Source organism: Actinomadura rudentiformis (genome assembly GCF_008923185.1).
Taxonomy (GTDB): Bacteria; Actinomycetota; Actinomycetes; order Streptosporangiales; family Streptosporangiaceae; genus Spirillospora; species Spirillospora rudentiformis.
Map to the genome: position 1 here is coordinate 171,629 of NZ_WBMT01000018.1, position 17,095 is coordinate 188,723.

General features: G+C 68.7%; 18 protein-coding genes and 1 pseudogene. 7 read left to right on the forward strand and 12 right to left on the reverse strand.

The features are described 5' to 3' along the window. Positions 1-130: 130 nt before the first annotated feature. From F8566_RS33855 to F8566_RS33870, 4 genes are all read right to left on the reverse strand, one after another. Positions 131-622 carry a GNAT family N-acetyltransferase gene (locus tag F8566_RS33855; protein WP_151565934.1) on the reverse strand — a complete coding sequence of 164 codons (492 nt, stop codon included), beginning with the start codon at positions 620-622 and terminating at the stop codon, positions 131-133. 121 nt (positions 623-743) lie between these two features. Beyond that, the gene (locus F8566_RS33860; protein WP_151565935.1) at positions 744-1,628 is read right to left on the reverse strand and encodes a hypothetical protein; all 885 of its coding nucleotides are present in this window, start codon (positions 1,626-1,628) and stop codon (positions 744-746) included. A 169-nt stretch (positions 1,629-1,797) separates the two neighbouring features. Then, on the reverse strand, positions 1,798-2,454 hold the full coding sequence (locus tag F8566_RS33865; RefSeq protein WP_151565936.1) for a CoA transferase subunit B: 657 nt from the start codon (positions 2,452-2,454) through the stop codon (positions 1,798-1,800). After that, on the reverse strand, positions 2,454-3,191 hold the full coding sequence (locus F8566_RS33870) for a CoA transferase subunit A (protein WP_151565937.1): 738 nt from the start codon (positions 3,189-3,191) through the stop codon (positions 2,454-2,456). The genes F8566_RS33865 and F8566_RS33870 overlap by 1 nt, the downstream gene beginning before the upstream one ends. Positions 3,192-3,434: 243 nt before the next feature. Here F8566_RS33870 and F8566_RS33875 point away from each other — a divergent pair, with 243 nt between their 5' ends. Together F8566_RS33875 and F8566_RS33880 are read left to right on the forward strand one after the other, a co-directional pair. After that, the gene (locus F8566_RS33875; protein WP_192809995.1) at positions 3,435-3,902 is read left to right on the forward strand and encodes a cupin domain-containing protein; all 468 of its coding nucleotides are present in this window, start codon (positions 3,435-3,437) and stop codon (positions 3,900-3,902) included. Positions 3,903-3,984: 82 nt separating this feature from the next. Next, positions 3,985-4,269, forward strand: coding sequence for a hypothetical protein (locus F8566_RS33880; RefSeq protein ID WP_151565939.1), 285 nt, complete (start codon positions 3,985-3,987; stop codon positions 4,267-4,269). 152 nt (positions 4,270-4,421) lie between these two features. On the opposite strand, the gene F8566_RS33885 is transcribed toward F8566_RS33880, so the two are convergent. Next, complete coding sequence (locus F8566_RS33885; protein WP_151565940.1) at positions 4,422-5,057, reverse strand: hypothetical protein; 636 nt, start codon at positions 5,055-5,057, stop codon at positions 4,422-4,424. A gap of 217 nt (positions 5,058-5,274) precedes the next feature. Between F8566_RS33885 and F8566_RS33890 the strand changes: the two genes are divergently transcribed. Beyond that, positions 5,275-6,705: an acyltransferase family protein gene (locus F8566_RS33890; RefSeq protein ID WP_225993743.1), complete on the forward strand. Its 1,431-nt coding sequence runs from the start codon at positions 5,275-5,277 to the stop codon at positions 6,703-6,705. Here the strand turns inward: F8566_RS33890 and F8566_RS33895 are convergent. The 5 genes and pseudogenes from F8566_RS33895 to F8566_RS33910 form a co-directional block, all read right to left on the reverse strand. Further along, positions 6,688-7,128: an IclR family transcriptional regulator gene (locus F8566_RS33895; protein WP_225993744.1), complete on the reverse strand. Its 441-nt coding sequence runs from the start codon at positions 7,126-7,128 to the stop codon at positions 6,688-6,690. The genes F8566_RS33890 and F8566_RS33895 overlap by 18 nt on opposite strands. Before the next feature lie 7 nt (positions 7,129-7,135). Next, entirely contained in the window at positions 7,136-7,651 is a 516-nt protein-coding gene (locus F8566_RS51730; protein ID WP_151565942.1) for an SAM-dependent methyltransferase, read from the reverse strand. A 479-nt stretch (positions 7,652-8,130) separates the two neighbouring features. Beyond that, complete coding sequence (locus tag F8566_RS33905; RefSeq protein WP_151565943.1) at positions 8,131-8,694, reverse strand: SMI1/KNR4 family protein; 564 nt, start codon at positions 8,692-8,694, stop codon at positions 8,131-8,133. Positions 8,695-8,868: 174 nt separating this feature from the next. Then, positions 8,869-9,078 (reverse strand): annotated as a pseudogene (locus F8566_RS53275) (transposase); the annotation flags it as partial. 44 nt (positions 9,079-9,122) lie between these two features. Continuing rightward, entirely contained in the window at positions 9,123-10,439 is a 1,317-nt protein-coding gene (locus F8566_RS33910) for an alpha/beta fold hydrolase (protein ID WP_151565944.1), read from the reverse strand. Positions 10,440-10,840: 401 nt separating this feature from the next. Between F8566_RS33910 and F8566_RS33915 the strand changes: the two genes are divergently transcribed. Then, a complete protein-coding gene (locus tag F8566_RS33915) occupies positions 10,841-11,296 on the forward strand; it encodes a DUF732 domain-containing protein (protein ID WP_151565945.1) in 456 nt (151 codons plus the stop codon). Positions 11,297-11,461: 165 nt separating this feature from the next. On the opposite strand, the gene F8566_RS33920 is transcribed toward F8566_RS33915, so the two are convergent. Then, entirely contained in the window at positions 11,462-11,980 is a 519-nt protein-coding gene (locus tag F8566_RS33920; protein ID WP_151565946.1) for a hypothetical protein, read from the reverse strand. A 423-nt stretch (positions 11,981-12,403) separates the two neighbouring features. Between F8566_RS33920 and F8566_RS33925 the strand changes: the two genes are divergently transcribed. Both F8566_RS33925 and F8566_RS33930 read left to right on the forward strand, forming a co-directional pair. Next, positions 12,404-12,850, forward strand: coding sequence for an RrF2 family transcriptional regulator (locus tag F8566_RS33925; protein ID WP_151565947.1), 447 nt, complete (start codon positions 12,404-12,406; stop codon positions 12,848-12,850). An 89-nt stretch (positions 12,851-12,939) separates the two neighbouring features. Further along, positions 12,940-14,394 (forward strand): MFS transporter, encoded by a 1,455-nt coding sequence (locus tag F8566_RS33930; RefSeq protein WP_151565948.1) that lies wholly within the window; start codon positions 12,940-12,942, stop codon positions 14,392-14,394. A 331-nt stretch (positions 14,395-14,725) separates the two neighbouring features. On the opposite strand, the gene F8566_RS33935 is transcribed toward F8566_RS33930, so the two are convergent. Next, a complete protein-coding gene (locus tag F8566_RS33935) occupies positions 14,726-15,400 on the reverse strand; it encodes a peptide chain release factor-like protein (protein ID WP_151565949.1) in 675 nt (224 codons plus the stop codon). Between the two features lie 1,124 nt (positions 15,401-16,524). Between F8566_RS33935 and F8566_RS33940 the strand changes: the two genes are divergently transcribed. Next, the gene (locus F8566_RS33940) at positions 16,525-16,707 is read left to right on the forward strand and encodes a hypothetical protein (RefSeq protein ID WP_151565950.1); all 183 of its coding nucleotides are present in this window, start codon (positions 16,525-16,527) and stop codon (positions 16,705-16,707) included. Positions 16,708-17,095: the final 388 nt, after the last annotated feature.

Sequence of the window (17,095 nt, forward strand, 5' to 3'; positions counted from 1 at the left end):
GCCCGCCTTCGCTCGAATTGTGGCATGTGCCGATCGGTCCGGCCGCGTTCGTGATGCCGCGCCGACCCCCTGAGCAGCGGTGCCGGAAGCGCGCTGTCCGCCTCCGGTCAGGAAGACGGGGGACGCCGCGTCACCAGAGCCGTTTCTCCAGCTCGATCTCGTCGCGGATCGGGATGTCGTAGGACCCGGTCAGGGGAATCTCGGGCTTCAGCCGAGTGCGGGCGTCGCTGACGGCGCCGGCGTGCAGGGCGGCGAGGTGGAAGCCGCGGCGCTGGTAGAAACGCAGGGCGTCGACGTTGTCGTTGGTGGTGATGAGCTTCAGCCGGACATGTTCCCGGCGCGCAGCCCATTGCTCGATCGCCTCGATCAGCGCCGTGCCGACCCCACGCCACTGTTCGGTGGTGTGGAGGGTGAGAATCTCACACTGCTTCTGTGCCTCGTCCGGGATGTAGGTGAGGACGCCCAGCAACTGTCCGTCGTCGCTCTCGGCCACGAACGCAGGATGGTCGAGCGGGTCGAGCAGCTCCCCGAGGCGGGCCACCCTGGCGCTGTGGTTCCGGGTCAGGAACGCCTGGACGGCCGGCCGGTCGGCAACGTCTCGTGGACGCACTCTCGTTCGCATGGCCATGGTCTCCTCGCTCTCGATGGCCACCTCATGGCCGGATGCCGGCCTGGGGAAATCATCCGATGTCGAGAGCCGGGGCGGCGCGGCGCCGCCCCGGCTGTGGATCAGGCGGTGCCGGTCAGGCGCAGATCGCCTGGACGGCGAGGCCGTCGGTGGGGATGCCGGTCAGCCGCAGCACCGTGGCGCGCAGATCGGCGCTCGGGTACAGGTCACTCAGGAACACGGGCCCGTTCGGGCCGTCCCCGGTCGCCCCGCCGACCGAGTGCACCTTCTTGGCGCTGGAGCACTCCTTGATGGTGTCCCTCCGGTCGTGCACCACCTCGCCTTCAGCGGCGGCTCCCACCGGCTTGGCGCAGACGGCATGCGAGACGACCTGCCAGTCGGCCGAGGAGGCGGTGCTTTCCAGCGCCGCCGCCGCACGGGCGATGTCCAGCGGACCGGACGCGCGTGCGACCTGCAGACCGGCGGAGACCCCGTAGGTCCCGCCGAAGACGCTCGCCCCGGCGCCGATCACCCGCTTGCCGCTCGGGCAGGCGGCGGCGACCTCCTTGTGAGACGTGGACGACCGCTGGGACGCCGTCGAGACGATCTCATAGCCGTCGAGCTCGCTCTCCGGTGCGCACACGGCGTACCCCTCCAGCCCCCACTTGCCCGCGACGCCGCCCGGCGGCTCTTCGGCGACCACCTGGAACCGGTCCGAGCCGGAATCCTCGCCGATCGGTCGCAGTATGCGGAGCCGGATCGCCTGTGCGGCAGGACCCGCGACGCGGCCACCGCCCCCGATGACCCTCATGCCCCGCGGGCATTCGGGCGTCCGCTCCTTGGACGACAGCGAGTCGAGCTGGCCCATGGGATAGGTGACCCGGGTCAGCCCCTGCACCGCGGCGTCGGCCGGTGCCGCAACGGCGGCCTGCACACCTCCGGCGATCGCCACCGTGGCCATCGCGGCCAGTACGGCGCCCCCGCGGGCCTGCCTGGCCTTGTTCGTGCGTTCCTTGTTCATGTCTCCCCGTTTGCCTGGTGAGTGAATTGCTGCCGCCTCTGAATCAGCGACAGGCCCAGGCTTCTCGGCAGACCTCGCACCACGCTTTCTCGCGGCTTTCACCGTGCTTTCAGGGCCCTGTCACCATCCGGAGTGGAGGAACGCGATCAGCGGTGTTCCGTTCGATCGGTCAAAAGACCATGGTTCGCGGGCGGTCGTGGATCAGCAGAGGCGCCTCAGTGGCCCGTGCGACTTCCTGGGCCGTGACGTCAGGGGCGAGTTCGCGGAGCACCAGGCCCTCCCCGGTCACGTCGATGACGGCGAGGTCGGTGATGATCCGGTCGACGACGGCCCGGCCGGTGAGGGGCAGCGTGCACTCACGAAGGATCTTGGGTGCGCCGTTCTTGGTCGTGTGCTCCATCAGGACGATCACCTTGCGGGCACCGTGGACGAGGTCCATCGCACCGCCCATGCCCTTGATCATCTTTCCGGGGATCGTCCAGTTGGCGAGGTCTCCGGTGGCGGAGACCTGCATGCCGCCGAGGAACGCGGCAGCCAGCCGCCCTCCTCGGATCACGCCGAAGGACAGAGACGAGTCGAAGAAGGACGCGCCGGGCAGCGTGGTGACGGTCTCCTTTCCCGCGTTGATCAGGTCGGGGTCCACGTGGGCGCTCTGCGGGTAGGGGCCGGTGCCGAGGATGCCGTTCTCGCTGTGGAGCACGACCTCGATGCCCGGGGGCAGAAAGTTCGGGATCAACGTCGGAAGCCCGATGCCGAGATTGACGTACGAGCCGTCTTGCAGGTCGCGGGCGGCCCGGGCGGCCACCTGCTCACGGGTGAGCGCCATCACGCCACCGTCCTTCGCTCGATCCGCTTGCCGACCATGCTCACCGCCACCACCCGGTCCACGAAGACGCCCGGCAACTGGACCTCGTCCGGGTCGAGAACGTCCACGAGCTCTTCGACCTGGGCGATCGTGATCCGTCCGGCCATCGCCGCGAGCGGGTTGAAGTTGCGGGCCGAGGCATGGAAGACGAGGTTGCCGAACCGGTCAGCGCGGGCGGCGTGGACGAGCGCGAAATCGGTGGTGATCGACTCCTCCAGCACGTGGAGGCGCTCACCGAAGACGCGTACCTCCTTGGCAGGAGAGGCGACCGCGACAGAACCGTCCGGCCCGTACCGCCAGGGCAGGCCGCCCTCGGCGACCTGGGTGCCGACACCGGCCGGGGTGTAGAACGCAGGGATTCCGCAGCCTCCCGCTCGCAGCCGTTCGGCCAGGGTGCCCTGCGGTATCAGCTCCACCTCCAGTTCCCCGGCCAGGTACTGCCGGGCGAACTCCTTGTTCTCCCCAACGTACGAACTGGTCATGCGGGCGATCCGGCCCTCGGCGAGCAGGAGACCGAGCCCCCAGTCGTCCACGCCGCAGTTGTTGGACACCACCCGGAGCCCGGTCCGGCCCGCGTCCCGCAGCGCCACGATCAGTTCGGACGGAATGCCGCAGAGACCGAACCCGCCCACCGCCAGCGACGAACCGTCCCCCACATCCGCCACCGCCGTCGTCGCGCAGATCACCGTCTTGTCCATAGGTCACCTCCGCCGGGGACACTAAGCCGCCCGATCCGGGGTTCCTACGTGTGAGAGCACCACAAGCACGGCTCAGCCAGTGTGGTGCGGCCGTTGATGCACGAGAGATCAGTTATCGACCCGGTCAACTCTCGGTGGAGGCCGACCAGGTGGAATGTTGAAGATCGTCCGGCCACCGCCCCCTTGACGTTCGTGTCATGCCTGGTCAGGGTGAAAGGTAAGACATGTGAGAAGGGGGATCACATGGCAGGCACCGTAGTCGCACGCAAACCGGCCGAGGGAGACGCCTTCTGGGTCCTCGGCGGCCTCTATGAGGTCAAGGTGTCGAGTGAGGAGTCGGGCGGCGAGATGGTCGTCATGCAGATGACCATCCCCGAGGGCATGGGACCGCCGCCCCACACCCATCCGGGTGCCGAGACCGTGTACGTCCTGGACGGCACGCTCCGGTACCACATCGGAGAGGAGACGGTGGAGGGGGAGCCGGGCTCGATCTTCCGGATACCCGCCGGAGTCTGGGAGAACTTCGAACCGACCAGCACCGCGCGGGTGCTCGTCGTGTACTCGCCGGGCGCCGATGCCGACAAGTTCTTCGCGGAGGCCGGCGAGCGGGCTCCGGTCCGCGATCTGCCGCCGTCGGCCGAGCCCCCGGACGTGGAACGGCTCATCGCCGCGGCGGCCCGTTACGGCATAGAGATCAGGTCACCGGCGTGAGAGGTGGATGGCGCGCGCCGCACGGCGCGCGCCATCCGCTCAGGGGCTATGGCAATGGGGGGATGGCACCTACCGTCGGGACATGGTTCTCAAACGCGCCATCGTCCTTGCCGCCACAGCATTGCTGATGGCCTCGGTGCCGGCATCCCCGGCCCAGGCCGAGCCCGGCTACTTTTGCCTGACGGCCACAGCCACTCGAACCGGCGACACCTACGCGTTGTCCCAGACAGGCTGCACCGGTTCGGGAACCTACGATGTGCCAGTTCTGGTCTGGTCTGGCCCTGCCGCTGGAGGCTACGTGTGCCGCCAGGTGACGTACTACCCGCTTACCAGCGAGTTCGAGGCCAGAGGGTGCGTTCGCAGCTGATCCGGGAGCGCGACGACGCGCTGCTGTGGTCGGCAAGCCTTGGCCGGACGAGCACCGAGGTACGGTCACTCTCATCCAACGGGACGTCGGCATCGACTGCTCGTCCGACGGGGCTTGCCATGCAGGAGTCCTCGCCGGAGCGTCGATCGTCCTTAGCCGGCAGTTCCAGGCCCGCCGCCGCTGAGAAGGCCGCTCTCTGCGAGAAGGCGCATCCAGCGGTCCCTGTGCCGTCCTCGCCGGTCGTGTTCCGTAACGGCACGGCTGCCCAGGACGGCCTCTACGAGCTGCGGGTAGCCCTCGCCCAGGACGTGGTGGTTGAAGAAGGTCACGATGTCACCTGCGAAATCCTCACTGTCGATCTCCTCCACCTCGACATGCTTGTAGAAGAAGATGTAGTCGTCGGGGTCGACGTAGTAGACGGTTCCGTCGTTGAGATCCAGGCGGATGGGAGCGCCGCCGTCGATGTGCTCCAGGACGTCGGCGGGCATCCCATAGCGTTCGTAGCCGATTTCGAGGGGCCAGCCCAGCGGACAGCCAGGCTCGACCCGTCGAGCCGCCCAGGTACGCGGGCTCTGGATGGCGTCGGGCTGCCGGAAACAGAAGTAGTCGCCGCCCAAGCGGTAGAACAAGCGGAACACCTCGGTCACACCATCGGGAAGCTCCGGAATGTCCTCCAGTTCCCTGGGCTCTTCAAGGATGACCCCGAAGCCGTGCTCGGCCTCCGTCCGCCGTACCACCTCCAGCTTGGTCCTGATCTCGGCAAGCCCGGCATGCAGAACCTCGTTCATCCAACTTCCTCCCCAACATGTGGAAACGAGCCCGTAGCCGCCCTGTGGACGGTTTGCCTTGAGAAAATGCGGGCACGGCATCGCTGCGGCACGGGGGCGGGCGCGCTGATCCACCATGCCCTGTCTTGATCGCCCGAACCAGCGCCTCCTGAGCCTTGCGCCGGGAGGCAGGACGTCGTTCGGGCGGTATGGGAGGAGAGAAGGTGGCGTAGTCACCGTGTCCGGCAGCACCAAACGTGGCCCCCGGCAGGTGATCGGGGGACTGCGGCGGTTGGTCGAGGAGACGCCGCCGCAGCGAGAGCGTTGGGTCGATCTGCTCCGTGCGCTCGCGATCGTGCTGGTGGTGGTCGGCCATTGGCTGGCCACCGCGGTGCACTATGACGAGGACGGCCTCGGTGGACGCCACGTTCTGGAGGTCCTGCCGTGGGCGCATGGGCTGTCCTGGCTGTTTCAGGTCATGCCCGTGTTCTTTCTCGTCGGCGGCTTCGCCAATGCCGCCTCCCTGAGTGCGTCAAGGGCGCGTGGTGTGCACTGGCGGGACTGGCTGGCCGGCCGCGCCGACCGGCTGTTGCGCCCGACGACGGCGTTTCTCGTCGTGATCGCGATGTCGGCGGTGGTGGCCCGCGCACTCGGTGGCGACGAGGAGTTGATCGGCACGGCGGTCTGGTTGGCCACGCTCCCGCTGTGGTTTCTCGCCGTCTACTTCGCCGTGGTGGTGCTCACGCCCGCGATGCACCTCCTGCACCGTCGGTGGGGCCTTGCGGTCCCCGTGGTCCTGGCCGTCGTGGTCGGCGCGGGCGACATCGCTCGCCTGGGGTTCGACCTGCCGTACGGCGGCTCAGCCAACTTTCTGCTGATGTGGCTGGCGGTGCATCAAGTCGGCTTTGCCTGGCAGGACGGGCGGTTGCCGGCGCGGTGGACGGTGGCACTGCCGCTGGCCGTGGCAGGATTCGGCTGCCTGGTGCTGCTCACGGCCGGGCCGTACCCGGTCAGCATGGTCGCCGCTCCGGGAGCACAGGTGCAGAACACCAACCCGCCGACGGTGGCCTTGTTGTCCCTCGCAGTCGCCCAGACCGGCCTGGTGCTGCTGTTGCGTGACCGGGGTGACCGGTGGTTGCAGCGGACCCGCCCCTGGATCGCCGTGGTGGCGGTCAACACCGTGATCCTGACCATGTTCCTGTGGCACATGACGGCGGTGGTGGTGGCCGCCGCCGCGCTCTATCCGACGGGGATCTTCCCGCAGCCACCGGTCGGGACGGCCCATTGGGTTCTCTCGCGGCTTCCCTGGCTGGCCTGCCTGACCGTTGTGCTCGCCTGCCTGGTGATGCTGTTCGGCTGGATCGAATGGCGCGCCAGGACTCGATCCAGCCGGGGCCCAGCCGGTGTGGACAAGGACCGCAGACCGACTGCCCCGCAGCCGACGTGCACCGCGTTGACCATCGCAGGGCTGGCCGGAGTACAGGTAGGACTGGCCGGCATCACGCTGGCGGGTCCCGGGCATCACGGCCCCGCCGCTCTCTCCACGGGCGCCCTTCTGGCCTACCTTGCGGGCGCCGTCACCCTGTCCCTGATCCAGCGGCGATGCCTGTCCGAGACCACGCCGGCTGAGCAGCGAAAGGCCGGCCGAAGGTCAGCCGAGACGCCGTGAGGTGATCTCCTGCGCCGCGGCGGCGACCTGCCGTCCGAGCTCGGGCAGCCGGCCCGTGTCAAGGCGCGAATCCGGCAGGGAGACGGCGAGGGCAGCCAGCGGTGTGCCGTCCTCGTCCAGGATCGGTGCCGCGACCGCGCAGACACCCGGCCGGTACTGGTTGATGTTCAACGCGTAGCCATGCCACCGGACCTCGGCGAGATCGGCGCGCAGTGCGTCCGGGTCGGTGATCGTGGTGTCTCCGAAGCGCTTCAGACCGCCGGCGACCACCTCATCGACCTCGGCACGGCTCAGATGGGTGAGCACCGCCCGTCCGACCGAGGTGGCGTGCAGCGGTGAGGTGTCGCCGATCTGGTGGAACGTGCGCACCGCGTGGCTGCTGTCCAGCCGGTCGACGACGACCATGCAGTGCACGTCGCCCACGAGCTGATCAGCTCGTGCCCGAGATCGCTGCTTCGACGCCGACCAGGCTCGCACCCTTCCGGCTGACCATCGCGGTGAAACCGGCACCTTGAAGACCGCCCGCCACCTTCTGCGCGACCTCATCGGCGTTCTCAGGCGTCGGCGGCTCATAGAACAGCCAGAGCCTCCCGTCCGGCGCGAGATGACGCCTGATGACCTCCAGTTCCACCGTCGCCCGGCCGACCCAGAACACGTTCACGTTGATCGCGAAGATCTTGTCGAACACCCCGGCATCGGAGAACGCATCAAGCGAGGCGACCTCCAGCACGGCCCGCCCGGCCTCGACATGCGCCGCGTTCCGTCGTCCGGCCGTCGCGATCGCCTTGGCCGAACGGTCGATCGCCGTGATCGTGCCATCCTCCAGCCGGTCGCACAGCAGAGAGACCGCGACGCCCACTCCACACCCGATCTCCAGCACCCGGTCACCGGGCCGGACGCGCAGCGTCTCAACTGCCCACCGCACTCGCTCAGGAACCTCGGCCATCCCCGGAATCTACATTCTCGTCCAGGCGAGCGCCCCTCATAGCCTGACGGGCCCACGCTGAACGTCGGACATCCGTGACCCCCAGAGTGGTGCCCACGCTCGCCCACGGCGGCACCCCAGCCGGCCACGCACCGCCTCCGCTCTTTGGCTCAGCTTGCCAGCCGGTCGGGGGCATCGGCTGCACTTGAGACCTGGAGGCGCTTCCCGATGACCAGCACCAACCCATTCCCCGGGCGGGCGCCGATGGATGCAGCCCGGGGTGCCGGGCAGGTGGGCCTTCGCATGGCGAGTGAGGTCGAGCCTCTGAGGACTCGTGTGCTCCAGCAGTCTTGGCGGAGTGCCGGAGGGGTCAAACGATGCTCTGGACGACGTCCAGGAACCAACGGGGATGCCGGTGGCACGTTTGCGTTTCCGGCTGCGGGGTGTGTCGCGATCGCGGGGCAGCTCGGTCGCCCTGGCAACGGCCAGTGCTCCCTGCCTCATTCGGCGTCCCACCACCACTTGCTGACATCCCAGTGCTCGACCCATCCGGCGAAGCCGCTGTGGCCGGTGGTGAATCCGAACTCGGCGCCAAATGGTTGAGCGCCTTCTCCGCAAATATTCCAGACATGCCCACGATGCGGCCCGGTGACCACCAGGTGCCAGTACATGCCGCAGCCGTCGGTGCCCAGGACGATCGTGCCGTGATCGTAGACCTGCTCGATAGCTGCTTCGATCTCTTCCGCGGGACGGGGATCGTCTTGGCTCTCCCACGCCCACGCCTCGGTCAGCGGAAAGGGCCTGGCCAGCACACGCTGGTCAAGGTCGTGCCCCCAGTCACCGGGCGTCTTCGCCAGCGGCAGCAGCCCGTAGGTCGGTGGCCCCTGGACGGACCCATCGCAGATCTCAGCGACGAACGTCCGATACGGCTCGGGCAGCACGATTGTGTGCTCGGTCTCGAACGCGCGCACTGCGTCCCAGCCCAACGGGGGCTCGCGCAAGTCGACGTCAAAGGCCGCGCGGAGCGCGTCCAGTTCAGCAGGGCCAGCCTGATCAACGTCCATGAGACTCTGATATCACCCGTCCCTGACGCTCCCTGCCTGCTCGACCGATCGACTGGCAGAGTCGCTGGGAGAGGACGTCATTCACCCGGACGCTCAAGAACCGCTACGGGCCGCGCGCCTACCGTGCTGCTCCTGCCCGTCGAAATGCGCTGAACGCAACCTGATTCGGCCGCGGGTGAACACGTCGTGTCGGCACATCTCGCTGCCCTGATCCCAGGTCAGGGGGGAGCGAGGTCGGCGGGCAGGTCGGCGAAGGCGTGCAGGGAGCGCGTCGCGGACGTGTTCGGCGGTGCGTCCGTCGGGCAGGTGCAGCAGCTTGACGTACCGGGTGGTGCGGTCGACCAGGGTGCCGATCGCGGATCGGTTGCCTCGGCCAACGACCAGCCGGACGAGATTGTCCAGGTCAGCAGTCCTGTCGCCGCCCGAATCTACGGATGGGACGGCTGTACGACCAACGAAGGCGGCCTGTGGTCGATGAACGCGGAGCCGTCGAGTGACAGGGCGGCGGCCGCGTTGTTCAGCGATGCCGTGGTGGCGTGCCAGTGGCCGGTACGGACCCGCCTTTCGACGGCCTGGAGGGAAGCCACATACTCTGCGGCCGTGAAATTGCAGTGGCCGACTCGGTTCACGTACGCCTGGCGGAGGAGAGCCGATCGCCTGGCGGCGCGCACGGCCGCGGCGTACTCGTTCTCCTGCTCGACCGGGACGAGCTGGTCGGAGACGGTGTGGATGGACAGGGTCGGGACCCGTAGCCGGCCGGTGGGTTGCGAGGTCCGGGTCATCCACGCCAGCGGCTGGGGCTCGACCTGCTTGGCGGCTGCGGCGGTGAGCCGGGACAGGTCATCCTTCAGGCTCAGCCCCGCTTCCCGGTAGAGGGCCTTGATCTGCTTGAGGTTGGCCGACGACCGCAGCAGCCGGGAGTAGTTCAGATCCTTGTTCCAGGCGCTGTCGCCACCGGCCGCAAGGTTGATCCAGTAGCGGGCGCCGAAGGTGAAGTTGAGAACACCCGAGGCGAACCACTGATACTGCTGGAGTTGCTGGGCTGTGTAGTCGTTCGGGTCCGGCGGTGTCGCCCCGGATGACCAGGCGGGCAGGTTGTGCAGCGCCGCGATGAGGGCGTTGCGGGCCCGCCCAGCGGGCGTGCTCTGGGCACTCGTCACGGCCTGGGTGAGCTTGACCGCCGCACTCGATGCCTCGTCTGGGCTGGTGTAGTTGGTGAGCTTGATGTCTTGACCAGGGGCGAGCAGCGTGGCCACCGCGTGCCCGGCGTTGAGCTGGTAGTTGATGAGGTCGACGCCCCCCGCCACGATGCCGCAGGTGTTGAGCGCCCCGTTGACCGCGCCGGTTTCGGCGAGCTTGGCGCTGACCAGGCCGCCCATGGACTGGCCCAGCGCGATGGTGAGACGGGGACGTCCGATGATCGCCGAAAGGGCGTCGACGGTCCCCAGCTGGTCTCGTACGGCACTGTCCAGGGCCCACAGCGAACCAGGAGCGTACGACGAACCCGCCAGCGCATAGCCCCGGGCGAGCAGCGCTTCACCGACAGCCGCGCTGGGCCGGTTCTGTGCGACCAGTGGGCCGAACCCGTGGCTGAACAGGACAAGCCGTCCGTTCCATCGGGCCGGCACATCCGCCACCCAGCTGGACCCGTCGGGCAGCGTGCCTGTGTAGTGCGCAGTCGCGTCGGATGCCTGGACGACGCCTGGAGTCAACGCCGCAACCGCCGCCAGAACAGCGGCAGTCATCGCTCGCCATAGCCGTGGCATGGACGGATCCTTCCGGCCACAAGCGATGCCCCCGGAGATCTCATGGCCCATGCATGAGCGGATGCCGCCGAAGCTAGACAAAATTCTGATGGCAGTCAATAGACTGCATAACTTGCCTCCTCGCCTAGCCGCGGGAAGGCGCAAGTACAAGGTCCGGTCTGGCTTCGAGCTGGCCGGCTACGCCGAGACCGCAGGTCAACGACCGCTCCACCCGCCTTGTCCTGGAGGTCGATGGCCCCAGTCCGTCATTGACATGATCACAGAGGCCCGCCGCAGCACCTCATCCGGCTAACGACGGGGCCTGGCCGGGCGGAGTGGCGGTGGCGGCCTCCACCGATACTCGTAGGCTGAGGGAGAGCGGGACATTCGGGGGGATTGGCATGAATACCCGCAACTTCCTCATGGCGTTCGCCGCTCTGGCGGCGGCCATGCTCATCGGTGGGGCGATCGCGTTCGCCGCGTTCAACGCGGGCACGTCCCGCACAGCCGGCACAGCCGCCGAGCGCGGCCCCACGGCCGCACGGTCGGCCACGACAAGCGCTCCGCGACCGACCGTCACCGTCACCAAACACAAGACTGAATACAAGACCGTTCGTCCGACCATCCGGGCCACGCCGCCCCGCCACGGCGGCGTTTACAGCGAGGACGAACTGTTCCTGGACTTGATCGCCCAAAGTGGCATCACGGCGCCCGACGACTGGGCGATCGAGGCCGGACGGGCCACGTGCGGAAAGAGCTACTCCTACGCCCACAAGTATCTGACCGACGGCGGCCTTTACAGCCACCACGTCCAGATCTTCCTCGACGAATGGATCGCCGCTCACCAAGGGTGCTAGAGCGTGCCGGCACAACGCACAGCGCCTGGCCCATGCCGTGAGTCAGGTGGTCGACCGGCGCACGGCACGGTTGTCCACCTTGACGCGCACGACGCCCAGGTGACGACCACTCACGTGACCATCATCCGGCCCGCGAATAGGCGTCGCCGCGTGGAGGCGTTCGGGTCATGGCGGCAGGGGACGGCGCAGGACCCATGCTTGGTGGGGAGCGCCGCGCAGGATGGAGAGCGCCTGGCGGGTTCGCTGTCTCCGCGTGGGCAGCTCGGTCAGCAGGCTCAACCATTCTTGGTTGTATCGAGGTCGGTGCGCGGCTGGCAGAGCTGCGGCCGCAAGGCCGACCAGGCACATCGTAAGTCGGACCGGCCGCCGGCCCTTGGCCTCCTCCGATGACGCCGGCGGTGGTGCCAAGGGCCGCTCGAACGCCACCGCGGCCGCTTGCAGAGCTGCCGATGCTGCGTCTGCCGCCCGTCGCACCGCCGTCGTCAGCTGCGCCGCGCCGACTGTGTCCGCCACATACGCTGCGGTCAACGCCGCGCGCGCTGCATCCCTGGCGTTCGCCGAGTCAAGCGCTCGCGCCGCGTTCGCCGCATTCACCACACGCGCGGCCGGCAAGTCGATCGCGGCGACAAGGTAGATCATGGCGTTGCGGAGGCGAGGGTCGAGCACGCCGAAGTCGGGGTTCATGGAATGGTCCCCGGGGGATACGGGCGCAGGGCCCCCAGGGAACGGGGGCCGTGGCACGGCTGGCATGAGCTTTGGCCAGGGCGAGTCGGGCGGTTTCCGCGCCGGAGTCGGTCAGCCGGTAGTGGCGGCGGCGAGGCCGGCCCAAAGCATCGGCCTGATGCTGCTCTGTCGGCGCTCCCAACGCGAGGTGATCCATCCGACCTGTTCCAGGCGGGTGATGATGGGGTAGACGGCGCAGAGGAATTCCGCAGGTCAGCGGGTTATGGCCGGGGGCAGCGGTCGGGGTCTTTGGTCTCAGGTTCTGGCGCCGCGCCTGCGGAGGGCTCGAAGTACCACTTCAGGTGACGGATTGACGGGGCGATCGAACTGCTACTAGCTTGGTTGCGGTTCGTTCGGTGCCACGGTGGAGCGTGAGGGGGCACAGTGGGTCTCAGCAGCAGGAGCGCGGTCGCGATTCACGCGCTCACGATGTTGGCGCGCTGGGGTGACCGCTCGCTGACCTCTGCGGAGATCGCGGACAGCCTGGCGAGCAATCCGGTTCTCGTGCGGCGCATCCTCGGCAGCCTGCGGGACGCCGGCCTGGTGTGGTCCACCGAGGGGCGTGGTGGCGGGTGGTCCCTCGCCCGCGCCCCACGCGAGATCACGCTCTATGACGCGTACACCGCCGTCGAGGCGGGGCCGATCCTGTCGCGGCACCCCCATCCACCCAGCGACGCGTGCGAGGTCGGGCGCCACATGCAGGCCCTTCTCGAGGCGGAGTTCAGGGACGCGGAACGGGCCATGGAGGAACGGCTCGGTCGAACGACCATCGCCCACCTGCTCCGGCAGGTGCTGGATAGGGAGCGTGAGGTCGCCCTGCAGAATCGCTAGCCGAGCAGCGGCGGAGGCAGGCCCTCCGCCGTTCCTTTGACCCAAACTGTAACTATAACAGTGGCAGTAAAGCCCGGAGGAGGCGTCGAATGACCCACACCTCGACCACGACCCAACGAACCGGCTCGGGGCTCGCCCTGCTGGCAGTGCTCATGCCGGCGATGCTCGTCACGGTCATCGCCAGCGACATGGTCAATCTCGTGCTCCCGTCGATCGGGGCGGAGTTCGGGGCCTCCAAGGCGGAGCTCGCGTGGGTGGTCACGGGCTTCCTGCTGATGTTCTCGGTCGGTGTCCCGTTCTACGGCCGCGTCTCCGACCGGGTGAGCCTGCGGCGGCTCTTCGGCTTCGCCCTGCTGGCCTACGCCGCCGGAAGCCTCGTGTGCGCGCTCGCCCCCGACCTCCTCGTGCTCGTGCTCGGGCGGATCGTGACGGGGGTCGGCGCGGCCGCGATACCCGTGCTCTCGATCATCGCCGTCACCAGGTTGATGCCGCCGGACAAGAGGGGGATGGGCATCGGCGTCATCTCCGCGGCCACGGGCATCGGCACCGCCGCCGGACCGGCCGTAGGCGGCGGTATCGGCCAGCTCCTCGGATGGCCCGCGCTGTTCTGGCTCATGCTTGTGGCCGCGCTGGCGCTGCTTCCCGCAGTGCTGCGCGTGCTGCCGGACGAGCCCCCGGCGGGCGCGGGCCGGTTTGACCTTCCCGGCGGCATCCTCCTGGGCCTCGGCGCCGGGCTGGTCCTGTTCGGCATCACCCAGGCACAGGTCGCCGGCTTCGCCGCACCCTCGTCCTGGGGCAGCCTCGTGGTGGCGGCCGTGGCACTCGCGCTCTTCGGGTGGCGTACCGTACGCGCCGCGCAGCCGTTCGTCCCGCCCGCGCTGTTCACCAACCGGGTCTACCGGGCGGCGGTCGCCGTCGGGTTCCTGGCCATGATCGTCAATCTCGGCGGCCTGGTGTTCGTTCCGCTGCTGGTGGTGGACGTCAACGGACTCGGACCGGGGACGGGTGCCCTGGTCATGATCCCGGCCGGGGCCGCGGTCGCCGTCCTGTCGCCGTTGATCGGACGCCTCGCCGACTGCGTCGGCACCCGGCCCCTGGTGCTGACGGGCCTCGCGGCCATGGGAGTGTTCGCCCTGTTCCTCTCAACGTTCGCAGGAGACACATCGGTGATCCCCGCGGCGGCCGGGATGCTCGGGCTCAGTGTCGGCTTCATCTTCGTGATGACCCCGATCATCAGCGCCGCGGCGAGCGCGTTGCCCGGCGACCAGGTCGGCGTCGGCCTGGGGATCCTCCAAGGAGCCCAGTTCCTTGGCGCGGGCACTGGCCCGGCCCTGTTCGGCGTGCTGGTGGCCGCGAGGCAGCAGAGCGGCGGCGGTTCCGTCAACCCCCTGTACGCCGGGCACGAAGGCGCCGCCTTCTCCGATGCCTTCCTGGCCATGGCCGTGGTCGTCGTCCTCGCGTTGATCGCCGCTTTCCGGATGCGTCCCGCGGCGGCCCCCGCGGCCGCGCCGTCCCGCGACGCCGACAAGGTCCACCACGCTTGAGTCTCGACCATGTTCAACTGTCGCGTGCCGGCCGCCTGACCAGCTGATCATCGACGGCCCTTACCTGAGGTTCGCTCCTGGCCCTCATCGGCACCGCAGCGACCACCGGCGAAACTCGCCCGCGACGTGGTCCAGGCGGAACTCGGTCCCGTGGCCGTCTTCTAGAGTTGGGCTTCTACCTGCTGGCGGGTCAGATTGTCCAACACAGCATTCACGTTCTACGCGTAATCGACTCGGCGGCCCTCTCCACGAGCATGCGCCGGTCACGCCAGGTGCCGCGCTCTTCGGTGCCGACCCCCTGCAGGTGTGCAGGGGCGAGGGGTGTTGGCGATTATTGATCGGGGTCGAGTCGGCCTTGGCGCCAGGCGCGCAGGGACCAGCGTTGCCCGGTGGTGTGGTCAGTGACCTGGCTGCGTTGGGTGTTGTGGGTGAAGGTCTTGGCCGAGCGTTCGGAGTGGACCTGGGTTCGGCGTAGGTGATCGGTGATGCGCTGTGATTGTCGCTCGGCGTTGAGGCGGAGCCGGTGTTCCAGGTCGGCGCGGGCAGAGGCCAGGTTGGCAGCCTGGGAGCGGCCCGAGGTCCGGGTGATGACGATGCCTGTGGGCAGATGATGCAGCCGTACGGCGGTTTCAACCTTGTTCTTGCGTTGGCCGCCCCGGCCTCGTCCCCGCATCGTCTGCACCCGCAGGTCCTCCTCTTGGATGAGCGGTGCGGCAGGGCGAGCGGGTTGGGGCATCACCGCAACGGTGGCGGTGGAGGTGTGCCGGCGGCCGCGCCGGTCGTTGCGCGGCTGGTGCTGGAGGCGGTGGGTGCCCGACAGCCAAGCGAGCTGCGTCACCGGAACGCCAGCCATGGTCATCACGATGGTGCGGCCCGGATCGGTCGCGGCGCGGTCGACGGGCCAGCCGCGGCGGGCCGCCCATGCGGCGATGGTGTCGGCCAGTTCGGCGGCGAAGGCGAGGGCATCAGCGCCGCCTTCGCCCGGGCGGATCTCTACAAAGCACATGGCAAGGCTCCTGGGAACGACCACCGAGCCCTGGCCGCGGGAAAAGGGGCGGCAGATCAGAAAGGCCGCTACGCCGGGCCGGTGGACCACTGAGGGAGATGTCGATGAGATGGGGGAACAGGAGGGCGCCGCCACGCGGCGCCTGACTCATCGACGCCCAGGAGCGAACACGACAACGCGCTCGGCGCCCAAGGCGTACGAGCGGTTCATCCGTGCCGTGCTGATCATGTTCTCATCGTCTCACGAGCCGCGTCCTTTGGCCAAGACCGGCGTTGCCAGGCGGTAGCAGCACCACCGTCAGGGCTCGCCGGATCTGGCGGCGCCGTGATCGGCCCAGACGGTCACCGGGTGGAACCGAACGTGCGCTTCCAGGTCGGCGCGGCCTGCTGTTTGTCCGAATGCGCGATCACCAAGGTGGCATCCACATCGATCGGGATCAGCCCGCCGTCGGCGCCGGGCGTGGCATCAGCCGGCCAGGGCCCAGGCGCGTTCGCAGGCTGTGGCACGAGCGATCCGGATGGCCTTGAGCGCCTGGGTGGGCCGGGCGGCCAGTGCGTCGATCAGCTGTGACACCGTCGGGTCGGAGGTTACGGGCGCGAACAGCTCCGGCTGGACGCGCAGCAGGGCGATGTCGGCCAGGCAGTCCCGCCCAGCGCCAGATTTGCCACGAGCGAGATGATCAAGCGTCAGATGTACAGCCGCGCAGGTCGCGTGAGGTGACACAGTTCTCGGCACCGACACGCCAACAAGGTCCTCACAATCAAGACCTCGACCGGTCAGACGACTGTGGATCTCGGGCAGGCAACGGCGATGCGTATCGTCGACTCGTGTGAGCCGTCCCCCGGTAGATGATCTTAGAGGTGACGCAGCGAGGGTTGGCCCACCGCTCCCTGGCCGAGACCGTCACAGCGCATGGGCCACTGCTGGACAGCGGTCCGCGTGTTGGGGGTGGGCTTGGCCGAGGGACTGTCCGAGGAGCACCGCCGGGACGCCATCGCCCGCGCCGACTGAGCCGACCCCGACCACACCGAGGCCGCCCGTACCGGACCACCGACAACCGATGATGCCGACCAGGGCAACGACCGAAAGGCCCTCGACGATGCCCCAGCTTCCCTGCCGGGACCTTGCGGAACGGCCAGTTCTACTCCCCGGACGAGGGGGCGACCTGGCACGTGTGCGCGGTCTCGCTGTCCGGCGCCATCGCGGCGTACACCGGCCAGGAGCGCGGGGACCGGCCGCTACGCAACAACGCGCCCAGCGCGCCGAAGCCGCCCTCGCCGACCCGGCGTCATGACCGCCGCATATGAGTCCCTCATCTTGGACCGGTTGCTGAACGCTGGCCCCGCCGAATCCGGTGGAGCCGACCCGGGGACAAGCCGGGGGGCGCACGCCAGCGCCTATGCGCTGCGTCATGCGGCCGAGCACGCGGTCGCGGCCGGCAGGCTGGATGAACTCCTGGCCGACGTCGCGCCAACTTCGCGTTCGGCCCCTAGCCGCGCATGTTCAGCCATCGCCCAGAGCCCCCAATTGAGGGGGCGGCCTGGGCGTTGGGCTGGATGTCGGGCTGGACGCCGACGATCGCTTGCTGGCTCGGTGGCTAGCTGGCTGATCGGACGCTTAGCGGAGGCCCGGAGCAGGGCGTGAGGCGGCTGGCCCGGTATTGGAAGGCGACAGGAGCGCCTCCGCCATCAGATC